Below are 20410 nucleotides of genomic sequence, written 5' to 3'. Positions count from 1 at the left end.
TTTAGCACAGTGCAAAAGCTTACTCAACGCTAATGAATTTTCTTTCGTAAGTTGTTTTCTTTCTTTTGTGCAAAAAGGGCCTGTGCTTACACACAGGTCCTCACTTCACCGGTCGGTTATTTCGTACTGATTTGTTTCGTCCGGGACAGCTCCTCATAGATCAACCGGTCTTTCTTGAAGACACTTTGCCAGATCACATGCAGGGCAAACAGCACAGCAAAGCCGCCAAATAACAAGATTAGAAAGTAGTACAAATCCAGTTCGTCAAGGGGTACAACACCGGTGGCCGTCAATGAATTCGGCAGCAAGTAAAAAATAATCGGAACAATCACGCCATAGAGCAGTAGCTGGCGTTTGATCAAGCTCCGCAGCGGCACGTCCCCATTTTCTTCGGACACGATGCGGATGTTGACCAGCTTTTTCCCCAGCGTCTGTCCTTGCAATAAAAATTTCGGCACAATGATATGATACACAGCGAGGGCAACAGGCAAGGTGAACACGCCTAATAGACTGCTGATTATTTTCGGCAGCACATCCAGCAAAAAACTCACAATGATTGCATCTGAGGTAAAAGCGACCAACCGGCGAAGCATCGTGACACGGTGCCGCTCCGGCGACTCGATGAGAGAACGGATAGCAGCCTCCCTTGGAAACATGCGCTGCAAGACCGGCATCAGCCAGTAACCGGCCACTCCGCCGATTGTGTTCAACAACAAGTCGTCCACATCAAACAAGCGGTAAGGACGTGGATAAATACCGTAAAGCCCGCTCAACTGCGTCAGTTCAAAAAACAGTGACAGCAGAAAGGTTAACATCACAGTTTGTCTTAAATTCCGCTTGAAATAGTAGCGTAAATAGACGCCAAAGGGTACTGTCAGAAAGACATTGAACAGTGGCTGTATCACAACCGGCTGTCTTAATGCAGTCAGATAAGTGCCCGGATCGCTCAGAACCAGCACCGTTTCATGCTGAAACTCCCTGACAAAGGTGAACAGTTTCAAATTATATGCAGGTGTTGTGAGCTTGGCTACATCAGCCATTTCAGGCAGCGGCAGTATCACTAAAAAATAGGCAACTAGCAAATAAAAGATAAAGCTGTAAATCACCACACCGTACCAGCGGACAAACACGCCGTATTTACGGTACTGGTGTATTAATATCGGTAATGATAAAAACAGCGCCAAAAACGGAAAAATAATTGCGGCTATCTTTATCGGCATCACATAACTTTCCATAACTCTCTTCTTTCTGTGTAAAGGATTCAGCCTATTATAACAGAAAAGAAAGCAAACGGGCTATTGATTGACTGTGAAACCGTATGCTGCAAAAATGTCCCGTGCGGGTTTGGAATCGAGAAATTCCAGCAGCAAGCCGGCCTCTGCCGGATGTTCGGAGTAGGATATGCGGCCTACCGGATAAATCACATCACTGGCCAGACTTCCGGCAGGAGCTTCTGCCACCACTATGACTTTATCCGTTGTCGCTGCATCTGTTGCGTAGACGATACCGGCATCGGCACTGCCCTCTGCCACCCAGTTCAGCACTTCCGTGACATTCGTACCAAAACTGACTCTGTCTTGGATGTCTGCCCACAGCCCCAGATTTTCGAGCGCTTCCTTTGAATATTGGCCTACCGGTACACTCTCAGGGTCTCCCAGAGCAATCATCTGGCTGGCAGTTATGTCTGCAAACGTCTTAAACTGATTCGCTGCACCAGGCGAGGCTATCAAGACAATCTTATTGATGAGCAGGTCGTTGACTGTGTCTTTTTCAATCAGGTCTTGATTCACCAGTGCGGTCATCTGTTTTTCTGCGGCGGACATGAAAATATCGGCGGGCATCCGCTCTTCGATTTGTGTTTGTAATTTACCGGAACTGTCGTATGTACCTTGCACTGTGAGATGCGGATTTTCTTTTTCAAACATCGGAATCAGTTTTTCTTCAAACACATATTCCAAACTGGCGGCAGCGGCAATGGTCAACGTCACGGTTTCTTTTTTTTCTGTCGAACTGCCGGAAGATGACGCAGTTTGTTTTGCTTCTGGTGAAGAACAAGCGGACAAAAAAAGGGCAGCGAGTGCTGAAAAGGCGATAACACCAAGGCTTTTTTTCATTGTTTAGTAGACCTCCTTTAATTTACAGGCTTATTCTAACACGTTGATTTTTGAAAAGACAGCGTTTCCTTAAAAAAATTATGAAGTTATAAAAAATTTTCTTTTTCTTATTGAAAACGTTTTTTGTTAGTGGTACGATTTATCTGTGATCGTATAAACAAATTCAGCTGACAGTCAGCTGAGAAGGAGCTGTCTATGCTAAGACGGATGAAAACAACCGATGCAGTCGGGCATACATTGTGCCAGGACTTGACACAAATCGTCAAGGATGTCTCCAAAGGGCCGCTCTTTAAGCGGGGACACATCCTGACGCAGGAAGATATTCCCCAACTGCTGGCAATCGGGAAAAAACACGTGTATGTCTGGGACGGACACGATGACATCGTCCATGAAGAAGATGCCGCCCGTTTCCTCTACCAGTTGTGCGCCGGCGCCAACATACAGCCGACAGCACCGAGCGAAGGGAAAATCGAATCTTTGGCAACTTGTGACGGACTGCTGCAAATCGACCTGCCCCGTCTGAATCACATAAATACTTACGGCGACATGATGGTGGCTACCATCCCGACTTTTTCGCCTGTCAAAAAAGGGCAGCGTCTGGCCGCCACGCGCATCATCCCGCTTTTTATCGAACAAGAAAAACTGGATGGCGTGAAGCAATTAATTAGCGGACAGCCTGTTTTGAGCGTCACGCCCTATACGGTTAAGCGCGTCGCAGTCGTGACGACCGGCAGTGAAGTCTTCAACGGACTGATTGACGATACATTCACACCGGTGATCCAAGAAAAACTGCAAGCTTTTCCTGCCGAAATGATTGCCCACTACACCGTCGATGATGTCCGGGAAGACATCACAGCAGCCATTAACAAGGCTCTGGCACAAGGCGCAGACATCATTCTCTGTACAGGCGGCATGAGCGTCGACCCGGATGATTTAACGCCCGGCGCTATCAAACAAACGGGAGCTGACATCATCAGCTACGGCACACCTGTTTTTCCCGGCGCAATGTTTTTATTAGCCTATACGGAGGCCGGGCAAGTCATTATGGGACTGCCGGGTTCTGTTATGTATGAGAAGCAGACTGTTTTCGACATGATTTTCCCGCGGGTGATGGCCGATGTAGCCGTGTCAGCCGCAGACATCGCTGCCCTCGGACACGGCGGACTGCTATAAACACAAAGCGAGGTGCGAACACATGGATTTTTCTCCCGTACTGATTTCTATGCGGACGGCCGCCGCGTCCATTGTCATTACTTTCTTTCTGGGGATACTCACCGCCCGCTGGGTCTGTTCCCTGCGGCATCAAAAACTGCAGGCAGTCATTGATGGCCTGTTGACTTTGCCGCTGGTTCTGCCGCCGACTGTTGTGGGCTTCTTTTTGCTTTATCTTTTCGGAGTACAGCGTCCCGCCGGCGCTTTTCTTCTGGAATTTTTCAGCATCAAGCTGGTTTTTTCATGGGGCGCCACCGTACTGGCAGCGGTCGTTGTCTCCTTTCCGTTGATGTACCGCTCTGCCAGAGGAGCCTTTTCCCAGGTGGATGCCTCGCTGATTCATGCGGCCCAGACACTCGGATTGTCTGACCGCTATATCTTCTGGCGAATCATCTTGCCGATTTCACTGCCCGGAGTCATGACGGGCGGGATTTTAGCCTTTGCCAGAGGACTGGGCGAGTTCGGCGCCACAACCATGATTGCCGGTAATATTGCCGGCAAGACCCGGACGCTGCCGCTTGCCATTTATTCCTCTGTCGCTTCAGGCAATTTGACAGATGCTTATGATTATGTGTTTATCATCGTGTGTATCTCATTTGTGATTGTTGTTTTGATGAATCTGTTTGCCGCAAAAGAGCGGCGCTCTGCAAAGGTGTGAAAATGATGAGCCTCTCTGCTACTATCCGGAAAGAACTGCCGCAGTTCCGGCTGGATGTCTCTCTGACATCCCAAAATGACGTGACCGGTGTTCTCGGGGCGTCAGGTGACGGCAAAAGCATGACATTAAAATGTTTAGCCGGCATTGAAACACCGGACAGCGGAAAAATCTGCGTCAACGGCCGTGTTCTGTTTGATTCGGAAAAAGGCATCAATCTGCCGCCGCAAAAAAGGCGTGTCGGCTATTTGTTCCAGCATTACGCCTTGTTCCCCCATTTTTCCGTTGCCAAAAATATTCTCTGCGGCATGACCGGTAGCGGCAAAGAAAAGCAGGACAGGCTGTATGAGCTGGCCCGGCTGTTTCGATTGGAACACTTGCTGGCAATGTATCCCGCCAACCTTTCCGGCGGACAGCAGCAGCGCGTCGCACTGGCAAGGCTGCTGGCTTCCAAACCGGACATTCTGCTGCTTGACGAACCTTTTTCTGCACTGGATGCCCATTTGAAAGAGTATTTGGAAGTTGAGCTGGCGCAGATTCTGGAGGCATTTCCAAATGATGTGATTCTGGTCACGCACAACCGTGACGAAGCCTACCATCTGTGCAACAAGCTGGCTATTCTTGACAACGGCCGAATTATCGAACACGGCCGCACACAGGACTTGTTCAATCACCCGCGCTGCCTGACCAGTGCCAAACTGACCGGCTGCAAAAATTTTTCGCCGGTAACACAGCTGTCCCGCCGTACACTTGCAGCTGATGATTGGGGACTGACGTTTACGCTGGACAGGGACATTCCGGAAGATATTGCGTTTGTCGGCATTCGTGCCCACTCGTTTTTCCCGGCGTCTGACAACAGTGGTGTAAACAGTTTTCCTGTCACACTGCAAAAACAGATAGAGGGGCCCTTTGAGTGGCGCTGCGTGGTAACATCAGGCGGCTCTCAACCTTTCTGGTGGAAACAGGCAAAAGAAGGTAAAAATGAGCTGCCGAACACAGGATATTTAAGTGTGGCAGCCAATGACATCCTGCTGCTGAAAAAGAATTGAATGAAAGAGGAACTTAACATGGAACGAAACCGTTTAACACACATTGACCGCGATGGAAACGCCATCATGGTCGATGTCTCAGAAAAAAAAGAAACCACCCGCCAAGCCACCGCCAGCGGCAGAATCACACTGCAGCCGGAAACGTTCAATGCTGTCCGTGAAGGAGCCATCAAAAAAGGCAACGTGCTCGGAACGGCTCAAGTCGCCGGCATCATGGGCACGAAACGGACCGGCGAACTGATTCCCATGTGCCACCCGCTTTTTTTGGAAAAAAGCACGGTTACCTTTGTGGAACATGAGGAAACGTCAGAAATCGAAGTCATCTGCACTGCCAAAGTGACCGGCAAGACCGGGGTTGAAATGGAGGCGTTGACAGGCGTGACGGTCGCTTTGCTGACGATTTACGATATGTGCAAGGGGATGGATAAAGAAATGACGATACACTCAGTGATGCTGCTGGAGAAAACAGGCGGAAAAAGCGGACACTACCAACGAAAGACAAAGGAGTAGCCTATGTTGAAAGACCAATTCGGACGACAGGTGGATTATATCCGGGTCTCTTTGACCGACCGGTGCAACCTGCGCTGTCGCTACTGTATGCCGGAAGGATGCGTCAATTTTATGGCGCACGACGAGATTCTGCGGGTTGAAGAGACAGCCAGACTTTGCGCTATTTTCGCAAAACTCGGGGTGTCAAAATTTAAAATCACTGGCGGCGAACCCTTCGTCTATCAAGGTGTCATGCCGTTTTTGCGCAGCTTAAGAGAAAATGACCGAATCGACCAAGTCACCATCACAACCAACGGCGTCACTCTCGAGCGGTACTTGCCGGAGCTGGTTGAACTGAATATCAACGGACTCAACATCAGCCTTGACACGCTGCAGCCGGAAACATTCAAACAACTGACCGGCGCTGATGTCCACGACCGGGTCATGCAAAGCATCGCCGCAGCCGCCCGCACCAGTATACCAGTTAAATTAAACTGTCTGCCGATTCAGGGAATCAATACGCATGAACTTGCAGAGATTGCCGCGCTCGCTCAATATGATGTCGCTGCTGTCCGCTTTATTGAATTGATGCCTATCGGGATGGGGGAAACATTCGCTGGTATACCGACACAGCAATTAATTTCACAAATGGCGGACTACTACGGCGACCTGCAGCCATACGACCAGCCGCTCGGCAACGGACCGGCCGTTTATTATTCAGTGCCCGGTTTTAATGGCAAGCTCGGTTTTATCAATGCCATCAGCCAGTGCTTCTGCGAAGGCTGCAACCGTGTGCGACTGACCTCTGACGGCTACTTGAAACTTTGTTTGGCATTTGAAGAAGGGATCGATTTAAAAACACCGCTGCGCAACGGGGCCAGCGATGAGGAGCTGTCTGCCATTATTGCAGACGCAGTGTACCATAAACCGAAAGAGCATGATTTTAATCGGCTTATTCGCGAAAAAAAACGGAGCATGCACCGCGTAGGCGGTTAGCAGAAAGGGGATGATGGCATATGCCAACAATCAATGCATTATGTCTCAGCGAAATCAAGGGAGTCGCTAAAAAGCCGGTCGCCGAAGTAGAGGTGATTGCTGACTTTGGCTTTAAAAATGATGCCCATGCCGGCAAATGGCACCGCCAGGTCAGTTTACTCGGACGGGAAAATATTGACGCGTTCATCAAAAAAGGCGCACCTGTCGTTGACGGGTCATTCGGCGAAAATATGATTATTGAGGGGATCGACTTGTGGCATTTACCAATCGGGACACAACTCGTTTCAGGGGATATCCGACTGGAAGTCACACAAATCGGTAAAAAATGTCATAAAGGTTGTGCCATCCGGGACATCGTCGGCGACTGCATCATGCCCCGGGAAGGCATTTTCACCAAAGTGTTGTCGGGAGGAAGACTAAAGGTGGGGGATGAGATTCATGTCTTGCCGCAATAACAAAAAGCCTTATCGCGTCGCGATTATTACTGCGAGCGATAAGGGCGCCCGGGGAGAACGCACGGATGCCAGCGGAGCACTGATTGAAGACATGTGTCAAGCTCAGGGCATGTCGGTCGTCTCCAAAGTCATCCTGCCGGACAACGCACAGCAGTTGCGTCAGGAAATGATGCGTATTGCAGATACCGGGCTGGCTGATTTGATATTGACCACCGGCGGCACCGGCCTGTCGCCGACCGACTGCACACCCGAGGCGACTCTGGCCGTAGCCGACCGAATCGTTCCGGGTATTCCGGAAGCCATGCGCTTTTTCAGCTTGCAGACAACTAAAAAGGCCATGCTCAGCCGGGCAGCTGCAGTGGTGCGGAAACAGACATTAATCATCAATCTGCCGGGCAGTGTCCGCGGCGTGCGGGAAAATTTATCAGTCATTATTGACGAACTGCCCCATGCACTTGGTATTTTAACAAATGCAGATACAGAATGCGGTCAGCCGTAAAGCGTGCTGACCTTTTTTGTGCTGGCTGGCGTACAAAAAAAACGAAGGGTCGCCCCTTCGTTAACTGCGATTATTTTGTTTTCAGTGCTTCCACGTCTCTGGCAATCATCAACTCTTCGTCAGTCGGAATCAGGAGCACTTTGACGCTGGAATCATCTGTTGAGATGATCCGCTCTTGACCGCGGACATTGTTCTTTTCATCGTCAATTTGACAGCCGAACCATGACATGCCGTCGATGATATTTTTGCGCATCGCCACGTCATTTTCACCGATACCGGCGGTAAAGATGATAGCATCCACTCCGTTCAGCACAGTCACATAGCTGCCGATATATTTACGGACTCTGTCAGCAAATATGTCAAGCGCCACTTTGGCTTTCGGATCGTCCGAATGTTCCAAGTCGCGCATGTCGCTGGAAATCCCGGACAAGCCAAGCAAACCTGATTTTTTATTCAGAATGTCAATCATGTCTTTGATATCTGTCAAGCCAAGTTTTTCCATCAAGTAAGCAAGCAATGACGGGTCGATGTCGCCCGAACGCGTCCCCATCGTCACACCAGCCAGCGGTGTGAAGCCCATGGATGTATCGACACATACCCCGCCGTCAACAGCAGAGATAGATGCTCCGTTACCCAGGTGGCACGTGATCAGTTTCAATTCTTCGATTGGTTTGCCCAGCATTTCAGCAGCACGGTGCGCAACATACCGGTGGCTTGTGCCGTGAGCACCATATTTACGTGCCTGGAATTTTTCATAATACTCTGTCGGGATGCTGTATAAGAAGTTGACTTCCGGCATCGTTGTGTGGAAAGATGTATCAAACACGCCGACGTTCAATGTTTTAGGCAACAGTTTTTGGAACACTCGGATAACTTTTGCTTCCGCCGGATTGTGCAGCGGGGCAAATTCAGCAAGCTCTTCCACCAGCTTGATTTGTTCATCATTCAAAACAGCTGATTCTTTAAAGTGTTCGCCGCCCGCCACGATACGGTGGCCCGCTCCGGTGATTTCATCAAAGGAAGCAATGATATGCAGTGCTTTCAGCTGTTCCAACAGCATATTGATTGCCAAATCATGATCCGGTATATCCTGAACCACTTCATATTTTTCGCCGTCTCCATATTTGATTGTGAAGATTGAATCAGGCAGTCCGATTCGTTCCACAATACCCTTAGCGATAACTTCTTCGCTTGGCATATTGTACAGCTGCCATTTTAAACTTGAACTTCCAGCGTTGATTGCAATAGTTTTTTCCATGATAATCTCCCCTACACCTTTTTCTTTAAATTTAAATGTTGCCATTGGTTGAACTCTTCAATAAACTGGTAAACTGCTTGTGTCTCTTTAAGCGACGGCAGTTCCGCCAGCAGTACTTCGGTTGCTTGTGAGGCGCCTTCGCCTCTGTTTTGGACCACGATGATGGATTTACGCGACGCCCGGTTTTTAAACAGGTTCTCCGGCAGCTGCAAAATCGCCTGCAAATAAACTTTTTCCGTCAGCCATTTTTTCAGCTGTCCGGCTTGTTCTGATTCTAAAAATTGACTCGGCAATAAAAATACACCGAATCCGTCTTGTGTCACATAATTCATCGCCTGCTCCATCAGCAGGTGATGCGCATACGTGTGGCCGGTCTCAGCAGCAACGGTAAACGACGACGCGCGGGCATCGTCCGGGTAATAGCCGATTGGCAAATCAGCAATCGCCACATCCACCGGGTCAAGCAGCAAAGGCTGTATGCTGTCCTGATAAAAGAGGGTCACATCCAAACCGAGCCACTCTTTGTCTACAGCAGCGATATTGAGCAGCAGTTCATCCGCATCCACTCCCACGCCAGACACCTGTTTGCCTGAAAGCGCCAGATTCGTCATAAGCGTGTAAAGCAGGTTGCCTGTACCGACAGCCAGATCAGCTACGCGCAGCTGCAGACGGTCAGCCAATAATTCTTCCACAATATATGTGACAAGAAAACCGATGCCGTCAGGTGTCAGCTGATGATTGGGCTGCAAGGTGTCGCTCAACATGCCTTTCAGCAGTGTCAGTTGAGAGATTTTGCGTTTGCTTTCTGCAGTCAATTCGAGGGCTTTGATATCCTGATAAATGCGCTGCAGTTTGGCCGCTGTTTCCGGGTCAGGCGTGCCTTCAATCACTCGGACCGTTTGCGAGTCAAGAAAATTTTCCATATTCTCCAAATAGGCGTCAAAAAAAGAAGTGTCTAACGCCTGTTGCAGCAGTTCGGTCGATTCCGTCAGCAGATGGAATCCTTTTTCTTCCACTTTTTGAGACACATCCCCACCTCGTTCCTTCTAAATGCAACAAAAGTATTACACTGTTTCATTCTAACGAATAACACGATAGATTTCAAGGAATCACAGGAAAAAACACTCATTTTTCTTCTTTCTTCCGCAAATCATAAACCGTCGTTTTTTGAAAAGAATTATGCAAAATCGTTTGCAATCTGACTTGCCGGCCCTCAGACAGGTACACATATGAGACTGTACCAGTGTTGTAAACATGCTCTCCTGATTCATCTGCCTCTCCTGTTTCAAGGTCAGCGAGTGTCAAAGTTTCCATCGTTTTGCAAAGATAGTAGTCTCTGGTGTGCACATTGAAGCGCTGACGTGTCTGGTAATCCGCCAGCATGGCGGTGAACAGAAAGCTCACAAGCGTTAAAAGCAGCAGCACGGAAAACAATATGCCCCCTTTATTCTTCTTTGAAATAGAGATAGTTGGTGAATGTCTGTCCATCTAGCATCCTCACATCCATTTTAACAGCATCCTGATAGCGGTAAAATGTCACCGTCCGTACATCCATCATCAGCGGCTGATGCCCCGGCGGACCTTTGCGGATCATCTGCTTGTACAGCCCTATGGTGTAGGTATCTTTTTCGCTCTTGACTGTCAGTGCAGTTTTATCAACAGAGACCAGCTGATAGCCGGCGCATTCGGCGGTCAATTGAATATAGCCGGTCTGATACATCATAAAACCAGTTTCCAAACTCCGGTCCCGGTACTGGCCCGCAAGTCGCACAATCGGCTGAAACAACAGTATGATACACGAGAGAACCAGCAAAGCCAATACGCATTCTAAAAGCGTAAACCCGCCACACTTAATGCGGGTTGGCCAATCTGATGATTTCAATCACGTCATCTCCTGTCGTCACGCGAATATGCCGGTTACTGAGTTCCTCACAGCGGAACCAGCGGCCGTGACTGTATTTCGTTCGTTCAATTTCGATATGTTGCCCGACTTGCCCTGCCGCGATTTCCCACGCATACTGAGCGAGGGAAACCTGCTGTTCATAGCGCTGTGCCTGAGTTTGCATGGACGCAACAAGCGACAGCATCAGCACGATCGTTCCGCCGATTACCGCTAGCGCCACCATGCTTTCCAGCAGCAAGTAGCCGCGGTACTTATTTTTTTGACACGTACTTTTCAACTTTACCACTCCCAAACTGTAATTGATATGTCACTTTCTGGTCCGCTACAATAAAATTGATTTGGGTTAATTTGTTTGCACTGCCGGATATGTTGTTAAAACGAAAGGCTGTATCGCTGTCTAGGCGAATCCCTTCCGGAACAGGCTGCATGACAAAGCGGGTCGCTCCCCGGCTGCGGTAACTGAAATAAATCGCTTGTTTGCCAGGATTGGGAACGACCCACGACTCATGCCCTTCCACGATCGCCGCTTGCTGCACTTGCAGCAGCTGACGTTCAAATGATGCGAAAAACAGCGACACTGCCATCTGCTTCTGCCAGCCGCGGAGCGACAATAGCGGCAGCAATGCAAACGCCGAAACGACCAGCAGCACTATCAGTACTTCCAGCAGCGTGTAGCCATACGGCCTGCTTTTTTTATTCACTTCAACTCAATCCCGTATTCCACTGCTTTTTTGTATTGCTCCTCCGTGATGTATTTTGACTGTTTCAACTCAGCTAAACTTGCCGGCGCGCTGTTTTTATCCAGCGTGTACATTTCCACCTGGGTGCTGATGACTTTTTCCAGAGCTGTCCGCCCCTGTTCATTAATAGCTGTGCGCTTGTCGGACAGGTTGGGGATGAACAACAGCAGCAGCACACTGATGACAAGTAAAACGATGAGCATCTCCAGCAATGTAAAAGCAGCATATTTTTTCTTTCTCATATTAACTCCTCCATTCCATCATACACCGGCAGCAGCAAGGCGCCATAGACACTGATAATCAGCAAGGCAACCAGCAGAAACACCAACGGCTGCAGCAGCTGGAACCATCTCTCCAGCCTCTTCATCAACTGCTGCCAAAGACGCGTGCCGTAAACTGTCAACTCGGCCCCTAAATTGCCGGTCGCTTCCCCCTGACGGATAATCGTCTCAATCCCTTTCAAAAGAAACGGTTGGGCAGCGAGCGCCGCATCGACCGAAATCCCCTGTTCCAGCGAATCCCGTAAAATCACAGCCAGCTCCTTCATCAGCGGCGTGCTGCCGTCGTACATCATGACGGTGATAATTTGTTTAAACTCCAGTCCCTGCTGCATCAGTTTTCCCCATTCCAGTGCAAAAAAAGACGTGTAATAATGTGTCAGCACGGTTTTCAAAAACGGCAGTCTCGTCAGCCAGCGGGCTTGGAACACAGCCGGTTTGCGCGAAAAATACAGGCGCAAACCAAAAAAAGCCAGCACTGTCAGGCAAAGCAGAATAAACAGGCACACAGGTGTCCATTCGATGATGAGGACGGCTGGGCTATGCTGTGAGCGCCTATTGGCAATGCCAGAAAGTTGAGGCAAAATGAACCACTTCAGCCCGAACATCATCCCCACTAAAAAAAGCAGCAGCAAACTCGGATACGTCATGACCTTCGCAAATCCCCGGCGCTGGCGCTCGGCGTCTGCCAAATGAGCCGCCATCGCCGTCAGCGTGCCGGAAAAATCACCGTGCACTTCTGCCAAACTCAGCTGGGCAATTTCATAGGAAGTAAAGCCGACTTGCCTGAAACTTTCATATAAAGGCAATCCGCGGGCAAGGTTCGCCTGTGTCAGCGTCACTGCCCAAAGCTGTTTTTCCCGCAATTTTTCCATAAAAACAAAACTTTCCTGAATGCTGAACCCGTTCACCAAAAGGTCTGCCAACAACCGCATAAAGTCCTCCCGCTCACTCGCCGACAGCTTCATTTTCCGTTTAAAACCGATATGTCCGGAAAACCTCTTCTGAAATAAGCTGTTCATCCCGCGCCGTTTTGAGCAGAGCGTTCCAGTCCGTTCCCTGAATGTCAACTTGTTTGTCATACGTCTCCTTTCTTTTAAAGAACAACGTGTCGAACAACACCCCGTTTAGTTGGCTGTCAGCCGGCGTCTGCGCCAAGCACGGAATCAGACGCTGATAAATGATGCCTTGCAGACTCTGGCGTAAATCAGATGGCAGAACACCAAACTCCAGCATGCGCGACAACACACTTTCCTTGTTCATACCATGGATGGTCGAAAACACCGTGTGTCCCGTCAGCGCTGCACGGACAGCAGTTTTAGCGGTCTCGCTGTCCCTGATTTCCCCCACAATCAGAATATCCGGCCGGAACCGCAAGCATGATTTGAGTGCCGCTTCATAACCCACGTTGATTTTGGCATTCACCTGCAGTTGCAAAAAGTCGGCAACTTCGATTTCCACCGGGTCTTCAACGGTGATGACCTGCCGCCGGCGTTTTTGAATCAATGTTCTGGCAAGTGCGTACATCGTCGTTGTCTTACCGGAGCCGGTCGGTCCAGAAAACAAATACAGCCCGTAATCCAGCACCTGCTCGCCCAACTGCCGATACTGCTCCGGAAACAGAAAACACAGGGCAGACTCCTGCTGGATATCGTACAAAAAGCGGATCACCATGGCTTCGTGGTTCCGGTATTCGCCGATGGTCGCAAAGCGCAGACGCTGCGCTCCGTCAGCCGTTTCGATGGTGCCTGCACCGACTTGCGGCCGGCGTTTTTCCGAGACATCCATTTCCGCCATAAACTTGTAGAACAGCAAAAGTTTCTGTCCTTGCGCCAGCGACACTTCGGCGTACCTTTTCTTTTCTGACACATAACGGAAGGAAAGCTCATACCCGTCCCTGACCGGAAACAAATACAAATCATCCGCATGATGGCGGCGCCCGTGTCCGATAAGGGAAAGGGCATACCTTTTTATGTCTTCCTGTTTTTCTGTCAGTGCCATCACCTCCTGACCTTAAATTCCGAAAAAAAAAACAGACTCATTCAAACCTGAGTCTGTTCGTCACATTTTTATAAATCAGCAGATGTGAACACCTCTGACACATCATCATCGTCTTCCAGCATATCAATCATTTTCTCGATTTTTTCGGTCTGACTGCCGTCCACTGCCACAAGCGTCTGCGGCACCATCGTCAGTTCTGCCTGGTCAAGGACATAGCCTTCTTCCTGCAAATAATCCCGGACTGCTGCAAAGTCTTGCGGGTCGGTATAAATTTCAAACACTTCATCAGACGTTTCCAGATTTTCGCCGCCTGCTTCCAAGACGCTCATCAGCATGGTATCCTCATCAACTGCTAAGCCTTCACGCGCAATCGCAATGTAGCCTTTGCGGTCGAACATGTAGCTCACTGAACCAGTCTCGCCTAAGGAACCGCCGTTTTTCTGAAATGCCACTCTGACGTTCGTCGCTGTGCGGTTGCGGTTATCTGTTAATGCGTGCACCAGAACGGCGACACCGCCGGGACCGTACCCTTCATAAACCACTTCATCATAGTTTTCGCCGTCGCCGGAAGCCGTTGCCTTCTTGATAGCCCGCTGAACGTTGTCGTTCGGCATGTTGGCCGATTTAGCTTTATCCACGGCCAGCCGCAGACTGGCATTAGTATCCGGGTCAGGACCACCTGTTTTAGCCGCCATGTAAATTTCCCGGGACAGCTTTTGAAATATCTTTCCGCGCTTGGCATCCTGAGCATTTTTTCTGCCTTGAATATTCTTCCACTTAGAATGTCCTGCCATGATAACACCTCTTTCTCAATACACTTGTCATTGTCATCATACCAAACTTGTGCCATAGAATCAAAAACCAGCTGCCTACCGTTTCCGCCGCTTTTTCCTCCCGCTGAACGCAACAAACACCATCGCGATGACGCAAGCTGTCAGCGCACCGATACTGTCGAGCATCACATCTTGAAAGAGCGGTGTCCGGCCGCCGGTGACCATCTGGTGGAATTCGTCCAGTCCCGCATAGCCGGTTGCAGCGAGCCATGACACCAGCCCGGTCAGCCAAATACTCTTTATCCGCGGGAACAAGCCTAAATAAAAGCTCCCGCCCAAAATAAAGTACGTGAAAAAGTGCGCCCCTTTGCGGATAAAAAATTCCACAAATTTAAAATAGCCGCTGGCTTCGATGCTGACCTCGCTTCCCCCGTACGTGAAGGAAATCCCGCTCAGCGCGTCTTTAAACGGCTGATTCTTCAATATTTTTTCCAGCAAAGCAATTTGCGACTGCTTCTCATACGTTTGCGACGAACTGATAAATAAAATAATCATCATAACGATTGCAACGCCGAGATAGACATTGCCGTTTTTTATATGTTTTGTATGCATGACACGACTCCTTTTTTCGACACTCTTTATGCTACCTAATTTTGGACAAATTTTCAATCCGCAGCTTTCTTTTCAAAAGTAAGAAAGATATAATAAAAAGTAACCGTATGAAAGGAAGTGCCATTTATGACTTATTCTCAAGTTTGGGATTTGGATTCATTATTTGCCGGCGGCATCGAATCAGACGCGCTGAAAGAGCGGATTGCGCTGTTGGATGCTCAGCTGGAAACTTTTACAAAACGCGTGACAGACTGGCAGCCGGAGCAGGATGCCCCTCGATTTACCGCCTTTGCCGACATTATGAACGAGCTGGCCCTCACAGGCAACGGCTTCAGCCAGACCATCAGCTTTGTCACAGCCATCCAGTCGGCTGACACGACAAATAAAAAAGCCAATACATTGTTGGCCTCACTGTACAGCAGACTGACGGACTTTGACAATTCAAAAATGATTATGACGAAAAAACTCACAGAATTGTCAGAAGACCACTGGCAGCAGCTGAATCAGACCGATTTGCTGGCAGCCCAGGGCGTCGCCTTTAATCTGGCAGAGTTGCGCCGCGACGGCAGCCGGCTGCTGAGCGAACAGGAAGAAGCCATCATCAACAAACTGTCGCTGGACGGCTTTACAGCGTGGAGCACCCACTACGACACAATCGTTGCCGGTATTCAGATTCCCTATGAACAGGACGGCAAAGAAATCATGCTTTCAGCCGGACAAGCCTTCAATAAAATGATGAGCGACAAAGATGCGGCAGTCCGGCAAGCGTTATTTGACAAATGGGAAAAAGCGTGGGGCGAGATGGCAGCCATCTTCGCAGATACACTCAACCATCTGGACGGGTTCCGCCTGACTGCCAACCAGCTGCACAAAATCGACAACCATTTAACGATACCGTTGGAGTATAACCGCATGCAGGCAGACACACTCGAGCAGATGTGGGCGACCATCAGCCAAAATAAAACGCCGTTCGCCGACTTTCTGACCCGCAAAGCCAATTTGTTCGGCAAAGAAAAAATGGACTGGCAGGACCAGGATGCTCCGGTCATTCTGGGCGAGCTGAATGAAAAACGCTTCACCTTTGACGAAGCGGCTGAATTTATCATCACGCATTTCAACCGCTTCAGTCCGAAAATGGCCGATTTTGCCCGGATGGCATTTGAAAAAAGCTGGATTGAAGCAGAAGACCGCCCCGGCAAACGGCCCGGCGGCTATTGCACCAGTCTGCCTGAAAGTCAGGAGTCGCGCATCTTCATGACTTACGGCGAATCAATAAACGAAGTCGCCACACTGGCACACGAGCTGGGACACGCCTACCACTCCCATGTCATGTGGGATTTGCCGTACATGAGCCAGGACTATGCCATGAATGTGGCGGAAACAGCCAGCACCTTCGCCGAGCTGATTGTAGCGGATGCAACCTTGAACCAAGCCCAGTCAGTCGAGGAGAAAATCAATTTGCTGGACGTCAAAATTCAGAATGCGATTGCCATGTTCATGAACATCCATACCCGTTTCATTTTTGAGAACAATTACCATATCCAAAGAAAAGAACGCGTATTGACGGATGAAGAAATCACTGAGCTAATGGTTGCTGCACAAAAAGAAGCCTATCAAGATGCTTTAGGCAGCTACCATCCGCATTTCTGGGCTGCCAAGCTGCACTTCTACTTTGATTCAGTGCCGTTTTACAATTTCCCTTACACCTTCGGCTACCTGTTCAGCATGGGCATCTATGCACACGCAAAAGAAAAAGGCAGCAGCTTCGAAGATGACTACATCGCCCTTTTACGCGATACCGCATCAATGACGACTGAAGATTTGGCAAGGAAACATCTTGGCGTCGAGTTGAACCAGCCTGATTTTTGGCAGTCTGCTATCGATATTATCGTTGATGATGTCAATGAGTTCCTGAAACTGACAGAAAGTTATGTCAATAATTAGGAACGTCTGATAAAAAAGCTCTATAATTAATGGGACTGAAAAATCAAATGTTGATTCTTCGGTCCCATTTTTTGTATTAAACAAACACAGTAATGACCACTATATGCTATGACTCAGGATTGAATCCGAACCTTTAACCGTTCTCTTGATTTTCCTTTTTTAGTTCATCCCAATTAAATTCAGGCTCAAGTTGTTTTTTAGTGATTCTTTGATACGCGCTTAAAATCCCATTTTTAACGGAAGCTTTAATCACAAAATAAAGAGCCGTTAAAACGACTAAACCAGTGATACCGCTAATACCTAGTTCTTGCCAAACCATTTTTATCCCTCCTCTGTTACCAGCTTAACCTCTCATAAAAGAAGTAGTAAACAAAAGCTGTCACTCATCCTTAACTCTACACAGATTTTTACTCACCAGTTCTATTTGACAAAGATCTGTCTTATATTATTTTTTGATTTCTCTTAATTCGTTTAATGTCTCATCCAGATTTGCCGCATGCCAGTTTTCCATTTTGAACACCGAAGTAGCAATACCTGCATAGTAGCCGCTCATCCGCCAATCACTCAATTCTTTTTGCTGTACAGTCAATAACAACGAGCTGTCGGCTGTTTCAATATCAATGACATAGTTGAGAGCAGACTCCTTAATTGAGACCCGTTCGATTTCTGATAGCGGTAAAACAAGTACTTCGTCTTTTTCAATGTCGATTGTGACACTATTTGTAAACGGAGCTAGCACAAGCTCATTCTCGCAAATTTGCAAAACATAAAATTTATTGCTGAAAAAATTGGCGATTTTGCCGCTTAAGTTTTCACTTTGATATTTCACCACAATCGCCCGTCCCTCTTTTGGTTCAAACCCCAGTTGCTTCATTGTCAGTTCAACTTTTTCTTCTTTTGCCATAATTATTTCCTCCTAGTTATGATCAGTCAGTTAGCAGCCACTAACTATAGGATAAACGGTTCACAGCAGGTTGCGGAATAACTGAACCTATCTGTTCTTTTTGATTCTCCAGTTTAAATCATTTCCTCATTTTCGAGATAAAAGGAAACTGAAGTTTCCATTTATGATATACTATTCTAAAAAAAGGATATTATATACATGGAATTAAGAACATTCGGCGAGGTTTTCTCGTCTTTGCGCATAAAAAAAGGAGTTACTTTAAAAGAAACAGCAGAAGGTATTGTCTCTGTTCAATTTCTCCGCCGCTTTGAAAAAGGCGAAAGCGACATCAAGTTGACTAATTTTTATGAGTTGTTGAACCGGATTAATGTCAGCTTTGAAGAATTCATGTTTGAATATGAGGGGGATACTGTCGATAAGACTATTGAAATGCTCGAACGCAAACTGGACCATTATTTATTTGAGAAAAATACCTTTAAATTTAGACACTTGATTGAGTCGTTGGATGACAGTTATTTGCGCACAAAAAATAAATGCTATCTTTATTTTTCGTTTGTTGTTCAAAGTATGTACAATGAATTTTTCCTTGACGACACCTATAAACCTGAGACAAAAGAACTGGAAAGCTATTTATTGAATTGCGAAACGTGGGGCAAATATGAATTTTTCCTCGCAAGTTATTCCAACTTTCTTTACAGTAATGAAACCTTGATTGTGTTAGCCGAACAATCATTCCGGCGAAAAATCAAAAGCCGCTCCACCTTCCATTATTTCGTTGACTTTTATTTACAAGTCTGCCAGCGGTTGATTAAACGGAACGACTATGATGCTGCTGATGCCTTATTAAAAAAGTATGAACATGAAGACGAAATCCAGCCTATTTTACAATACTTGAGTTTCAATGTATTCGCAGCTTATTTGCGCGGTCTGCTGCAAGTTCATGCCGGTGACCCTGCCGGCAAAGACACTTGTGAAAGCATCTTCCGTTTCTTTAATCAAACCGTTCATTATCACGGCTATGCAAACGGTCTTCATCAGTTTTACTTAAGGGTTTATATGGACAGTCCTTTAGCTGAACAGAACATTAACAGCTGACGGCTCTATCTCAAACAAACAGCAAAACATCCTGTCAAAATCCGTAAAATAGATTTTGACAGGATGTTTCTAGTTATCATTGGACTGTCAGCTCTCAAGTCGTGCCACAGTCTTTATTTCATTAACCTTAAATACGTACACCAAAGCTTGGCATATAGCCGGACATGCTTTGAACTTTAACCACGTCGCCTGTTGTCGGTGCATGGATGTAAGAGCCGCCGCCGATATAAATACCAACGTGATGTGTGCTGCCTCTTGGTCCGAAGAACACCAAATCGCCCGCTTGCAATTCGCTGAGGCTGATCATAGTGCCTGCGTATTCCTGACTCGTTGTGACACGTGGCAGGCTGATACCGTTTTGAGCAAATACATACTGGACAAACCCTGAGCAGTCAAATCCGCTAGGTGAAGTACCGCCCCAGACATAAGGAACACCTTGATACTGCATCGCAGTCCCAACAATGCCGCCAGCTGATGGTGGTGGTGTTGGGATTGGTTTTTTTGGCTCCTCCGGCTGAGGTGTCGGCGTTGTTGTGCCGCCGTTACCGGTGTTACCGGTATTTGTTGTGCCGCCGCCGTTATTTCCTGGATTTGTTGTACTTTGTTCAGTCGTGCCTGTACCAGCATTATTGTTGTTGTCAACTGATGGTTCTGTGCTTGTTTCAGTCTCTTTTTGAGCTTCTGCTTCCGCAGCGGCTGCCGCAGCAGCACGTTCATTCGCCAAGCGAATCTCTTCCTGCTGTCTTTCAGCTTCCGCTTTTTCAGCTAGCAGTTGGTCTTTCTTGCTTTGCTCTGTTTCTTTTTCAGCAGCAATGGCACTGACCACTGCTGTTTGAGACAATTCCTGATTTTGCAGCTCGCCTTTTTTGTTTTCCAACACAACGGCGTTTTTCTGAATTTCAGCAACTTTATCTTCTGTTGACGCTTTTTTCGCTTCAACATCAGCTTTGTCTTCCTGCTGCTGTTTCATCAAGTCATTGTTGGCATTCACTAATTTTGTTGCAGCCATCACTTTCGATACAGCATCAGTAACTGATTCGGCATCCAAAACCAGATCGACCATGTTCGAACTGTGTGCATCTACTTGAACTGAACGAGCCTGTTCCTGAATAGCTTCTTCTCTTTTAGCAATCCGCTCTTCCAGGGCTTTGATTTCCGTCTGAAGTTTGTTGACTTCTTTGTTTAAGCTGTCTTGCTCCGACTGTAATGCGGCTGCTTCTTCTTTGATGCTGGCAATGTTGCTTTGGATAGCTGCCAGTTGAGCAGAAGCGCTCTGTGCTTTTGCGTTCAAATCGTTGATTTTTTTATCTTGCTGCTCAATTTTATTATCAAATTCATCCGCTAAAACTACCGTTGGTGCTGTTGATACAGTCAGTAGCATACTGCTTATCAATAAAGTAGAAATAAGTTTCTTCTTCACTAGTTTTTCCTCC

General features: G+C 47.8%; 25 protein-coding genes. 9 read left to right on the top strand and 16 right to left on the bottom strand.

Annotation, left to right across the window (positions count from 1 at the left end; all coding sequences use genetic code 11):
- Positions 1–116: 116 nt before the first annotated feature.
- Together CBF27_RS01050 and modA are read right to left on the bottom strand one after the other, a co-directional pair.
- Complete coding sequence (locus CBF27_RS01050) at positions 117–1235, bottom strand: VanZ family protein (protein ID WP_126811510.1); 1119 nt, start codon at positions 1233–1235, stop codon at positions 117–119.
- Positions 1236–1295: 60 nt separating this feature from the next.
- The gene (gene modA, locus CBF27_RS01045; protein WP_126811508.1) at positions 1296–2114 is read right to left on the bottom strand and encodes a molybdate ABC transporter substrate-binding protein; all 819 of its coding nucleotides are present in this window, start codon (positions 2112–2114) and stop codon (positions 1296–1298) included.
- 195 nt (positions 2115–2309) lie between these two features.
- Between modA and CBF27_RS01040 the strand changes: the two genes are divergently transcribed.
- From CBF27_RS01040 to CBF27_RS01010, 7 genes are read left to right on the top strand one after another with little or no spacing between them, the layout of a single operon-like run.
- Entirely contained in the window at positions 2310–3287 is a 978-nt protein-coding gene (locus CBF27_RS01040; protein ID WP_126811505.1) for a molybdopterin-binding protein, read from the top strand.
- Between the two features lie 22 nt (positions 3288–3309).
- On the top strand, positions 3310–3984 hold the full coding sequence (modB, locus tag CBF27_RS01035) for a molybdate ABC transporter permease subunit (RefSeq protein WP_126811503.1): 675 nt from the start codon (positions 3310–3312) through the stop codon (positions 3982–3984).
- Between the two features lie 2 nt (positions 3985–3986).
- Complete coding sequence (locus CBF27_RS01030; protein WP_126811501.1) at positions 3987–5030, top strand: sulfate/molybdate ABC transporter ATP-binding protein; 1044 nt, start codon at positions 3987–3989, stop codon at positions 5028–5030.
- An 18-nt stretch (positions 5031–5048) separates the two neighbouring features.
- Positions 5049–5540, top strand: a complete 492-nt coding sequence (gene moaC / locus CBF27_RS01025) for a cyclic pyranopterin monophosphate synthase MoaC (RefSeq protein WP_126811499.1) — start codon at positions 5049–5051, stop codon at positions 5538–5540.
- 3 nt (positions 5541–5543) lie between these two features.
- The gene (gene moaA, locus CBF27_RS01020; RefSeq protein ID WP_126811496.1) at positions 5544–6515 is read left to right on the top strand and encodes a GTP 3',8-cyclase MoaA; all 972 of its coding nucleotides are present in this window, start codon (positions 5544–5546) and stop codon (positions 6513–6515) included.
- A 20-nt stretch (positions 6516–6535) separates the two neighbouring features.
- The gene (locus CBF27_RS01015) at positions 6536–6970 is read left to right on the top strand and encodes an MOSC domain-containing protein (RefSeq protein WP_126811494.1); all 435 of its coding nucleotides are present in this window, start codon (positions 6536–6538) and stop codon (positions 6968–6970) included.
- Positions 6945–7469, top strand: a complete 525-nt coding sequence (locus tag CBF27_RS01010) for a MogA/MoaB family molybdenum cofactor biosynthesis protein (RefSeq protein WP_245985889.1) — start codon at positions 6945–6947, stop codon at positions 7467–7469. Before CBF27_RS01015 ends, CBF27_RS01010 begins: the two co-directional genes overlap by 26 nt.
- Positions 7470–7539: 70 nt before the next feature.
- Here the strand turns inward: CBF27_RS01010 and CBF27_RS01005 are convergent, their stop codons facing one another.
- The 11 genes from CBF27_RS01005 to CBF27_RS00955 form a co-directional block, all read right to left on the bottom strand.
- A complete protein-coding gene (locus CBF27_RS01005; protein ID WP_126811930.1) occupies positions 7540–8727 on the bottom strand; it encodes an acetate/propionate family kinase in 1188 nt (395 codons plus the stop codon).
- A gap of 11 nt (positions 8728–8738) precedes the next feature.
- A complete protein-coding gene (locus CBF27_RS01000) occupies positions 8739–9755 on the bottom strand; it encodes a class I SAM-dependent methyltransferase (RefSeq protein WP_126811489.1) in 1017 nt (338 codons plus the stop codon).
- A gap of 97 nt (positions 9756–9852) precedes the next feature.
- Positions 9853–10215, bottom strand: coding sequence for a competence type IV pilus minor pilin ComGG (comGG, locus tag CBF27_RS00995; protein ID WP_126811487.1), 363 nt, complete (start codon positions 10213–10215; stop codon positions 9853–9855).
- A complete protein-coding gene (gene comGF / locus CBF27_RS00990; RefSeq protein WP_126811485.1) occupies positions 10172–10609 on the bottom strand; it encodes a competence type IV pilus minor pilin ComGF in 438 nt (145 codons plus the stop codon). The genes comGG and comGF overlap by 44 nt, the downstream gene beginning before the upstream one ends.
- Positions 10578–10907 (bottom strand): type II secretion system protein, encoded by a 330-nt coding sequence (locus CBF27_RS00985; RefSeq protein ID WP_126811483.1) that lies wholly within the window; start codon positions 10905–10907, stop codon positions 10578–10580. The genes comGF and CBF27_RS00985 overlap by 32 nt, the downstream gene beginning before the upstream one ends.
- Positions 10882–11331 carry a competence type IV pilus minor pilin ComGD gene (gene comGD / locus CBF27_RS00980; protein WP_126811481.1) on the bottom strand — a complete coding sequence of 150 codons (450 nt, stop codon included), beginning with the start codon at positions 11329–11331 and terminating at the stop codon, positions 10882–10884. Before comGD ends, CBF27_RS00985 begins: the two co-directional genes overlap by 26 nt.
- On the bottom strand, positions 11328–11612 hold the full coding sequence (gene comGC, locus CBF27_RS00975; RefSeq protein WP_126811478.1) for a competence type IV pilus major pilin ComGC: 285 nt from the start codon (positions 11610–11612) through the stop codon (positions 11328–11330). Before comGC ends, comGD begins: the two co-directional genes overlap by 4 nt.
- Positions 11609–12730, bottom strand: coding sequence for a competence type IV pilus assembly protein ComGB (comGB, locus tag CBF27_RS00970; RefSeq protein WP_126811476.1), 1122 nt, complete (start codon positions 12728–12730; stop codon positions 11609–11611). The genes comGC and comGB overlap by 4 nt, the downstream gene beginning before the upstream one ends.
- A complete protein-coding gene (gene comGA / locus CBF27_RS00965; protein WP_126811474.1) occupies positions 12624–13649 on the bottom strand; it encodes a competence type IV pilus ATPase ComGA in 1026 nt (341 codons plus the stop codon). Before comGA ends, comGB begins: the two co-directional genes overlap by 107 nt.
- Before the next feature lie 68 nt (positions 13650–13717).
- Positions 13718–14443 carry a YebC/PmpR family DNA-binding transcriptional regulator gene (locus CBF27_RS00960; protein ID WP_126811471.1) on the bottom strand — a complete coding sequence of 242 codons (726 nt, stop codon included), beginning with the start codon at positions 14441–14443 and terminating at the stop codon, positions 13718–13720.
- 75 nt (positions 14444–14518) lie between these two features.
- Positions 14519–15034: a VanZ family protein gene (locus CBF27_RS00955; RefSeq protein ID WP_126811469.1), complete on the bottom strand. Its 516-nt coding sequence runs from the start codon at positions 15032–15034 to the stop codon at positions 14519–14521.
- A gap of 126 nt (positions 15035–15160) precedes the next feature.
- Between CBF27_RS00955 and CBF27_RS00950 the strand changes: the two genes are divergently transcribed.
- Positions 15161–16978 carry a M3 family oligoendopeptidase gene (locus CBF27_RS00950; RefSeq protein WP_126811467.1) on the top strand — a complete coding sequence of 606 codons (1818 nt, stop codon included), beginning with the start codon at positions 15161–15163 and terminating at the stop codon, positions 16976–16978.
- 133 nt (positions 16979–17111) lie between these two features.
- On the opposite strand, the gene CBF27_RS00945 is transcribed toward CBF27_RS00950, so the two are convergent.
- Together CBF27_RS00945 and CBF27_RS00940 are read right to left on the bottom strand one after the other, a co-directional pair.
- Positions 17112–17297 (bottom strand): DUF6019 family protein, encoded by a 186-nt coding sequence (locus CBF27_RS00945; protein ID WP_126811465.1) that lies wholly within the window; start codon positions 17295–17297, stop codon positions 17112–17114.
- A gap of 126 nt (positions 17298–17423) precedes the next feature.
- Entirely contained in the window at positions 17424–17882 is a 459-nt protein-coding gene (locus CBF27_RS00940; protein ID WP_126811463.1) for a hypothetical protein, read from the bottom strand.
- Positions 17883–18080: 198 nt separating this feature from the next.
- Between CBF27_RS00940 and CBF27_RS00935 the strand changes: the two genes are divergently transcribed.
- Positions 18081–18977 (top strand): helix-turn-helix domain-containing protein, encoded by an 897-nt coding sequence (locus CBF27_RS00935; RefSeq protein WP_126811461.1) that lies wholly within the window; start codon positions 18081–18083, stop codon positions 18975–18977.
- Positions 18978–19104: 127 nt separating this feature from the next.
- Here the strand turns inward: CBF27_RS00935 and CBF27_RS00930 are convergent, their stop codons facing one another.
- A complete protein-coding gene (locus CBF27_RS00930; RefSeq protein ID WP_126811459.1) occupies positions 19105–20397 on the bottom strand; it encodes a C40 family peptidase in 1293 nt (430 codons plus the stop codon).
- Between the last annotated feature and the right edge of the window lie 13 nt (positions 20398–20410).

The sequence above is a fragment of the Vagococcus acidifermentans genome (assembly GCF_003987655.1).
GTDB classification, from domain to species: domain Bacteria; phylum Bacillota; class Bacilli; order Lactobacillales; family Vagococcaceae; genus Vagococcus_B; species Vagococcus_B acidifermentans.
Note: the sequence above shows the minus strand (reverse complement) of the source record. Positions and strands in the feature narration are given on the sequence as shown.

Coding starts and splice junctions, on each gene's coding strand:
- CBF27_RS01050 (WP_126811510.1), bottom strand. CDS start 1,235: ATGGAAAGTTATGTGATGCCGATAAAGATAGCCGCAATTATTTTTCCG.
- CBF27_RS00960 (WP_126811471.1), bottom strand. CDS start 14,443: ATGGCAGGACATTCTAAGTGGAAGAATATTCAAGGCAGAAAAAATGCT.
- CBF27_RS00945 (WP_126811465.1), bottom strand. CDS start 17,297: ATGGTTTGGCAAGAACTAGGTATTAGCGGTATCACTGGTTTAGTCGTT.
- comGC (WP_126811478.1), bottom strand. CDS start 11,612: ATGAGAAAGAAAAAATATGCTGCTTTTACATTGCTGGAGATGCTCATC.
- CBF27_RS01040 (WP_126811505.1), top strand. CDS start 2,310: ATGCTAAGACGGATGAAAACAACCGATGCAGTCGGGCATACATTGTGC.
- moaA (WP_126811496.1), top strand. CDS start 5,544: ATGTTGAAAGACCAATTCGGACGACAGGTGGATTATATCCGGGTCTCT.
- CBF27_RS00955 (WP_126811469.1), bottom strand. CDS start 15,034: ATGCATACAAAACATATAAAAAACGGCAATGTCTATCTCGGCGTTGCA.
- CBF27_RS01030 (WP_126811501.1), top strand. CDS start 3,987: ATGATGAGCCTCTCTGCTACTATCCGGAAAGAACTGCCGCAGTTCCGG.
- comGA (WP_126811474.1), bottom strand. CDS start 13,649: ATGGCACTGACAGAAAAACAGGAAGACATAAAAAGGTATGCCCTTTCC.
- moaC (WP_126811499.1), top strand. CDS start 5,049: ATGGAACGAAACCGTTTAACACACATTGACCGCGATGGAAACGCCATC.
- comGG (WP_126811487.1), bottom strand. CDS start 10,215: ATGGACAGACATTCACCAACTATCTCTATTTCAAAGAAGAATAAAGGG.
- CBF27_RS01005 (WP_126811930.1), bottom strand. CDS start 8,727: ATGGAAAAAACTATTGCAATCAACGCTGGAAGTTCAAGTTTAAAATGG.
- CBF27_RS01010 (WP_245985889.1), top strand. CDS start 6,945: ATGAGATTCATGTCTTGCCGCAATAACAAAAAGCCTTATCGCGTCGCG.
- CBF27_RS00940 (WP_126811463.1), bottom strand. CDS start 17,882: ATGGCAAAAGAAGAAAAAGTTGAACTGACAATGAAGCAACTGGGGTTT.
- comGB (WP_126811476.1), bottom strand. CDS start 12,730: ATGACAAACAAGTTGACATTCAGGGAACGGACTGGAACGCTCTGCTCA.
- modA (WP_126811508.1), bottom strand. CDS start 2,114: ATGAAAAAAAGCCTTGGTGTTATCGCCTTTTCAGCACTCGCTGCCCTT.
- CBF27_RS00950 (WP_126811467.1), top strand. CDS start 15,161: ATGACTTATTCTCAAGTTTGGGATTTGGATTCATTATTTGCCGGCGGC.
- modB (WP_126811503.1), top strand. CDS start 3,310: ATGGATTTTTCTCCCGTACTGATTTCTATGCGGACGGCCGCCGCGTCC.
- CBF27_RS00935 (WP_126811461.1), top strand. CDS start 18,081: ATGGAATTAAGAACATTCGGCGAGGTTTTCTCGTCTTTGCGCATAAAA.
- CBF27_RS01015 (WP_126811494.1), top strand. CDS start 6,536: ATGCCAACAATCAATGCATTATGTCTCAGCGAAATCAAGGGAGTCGCT.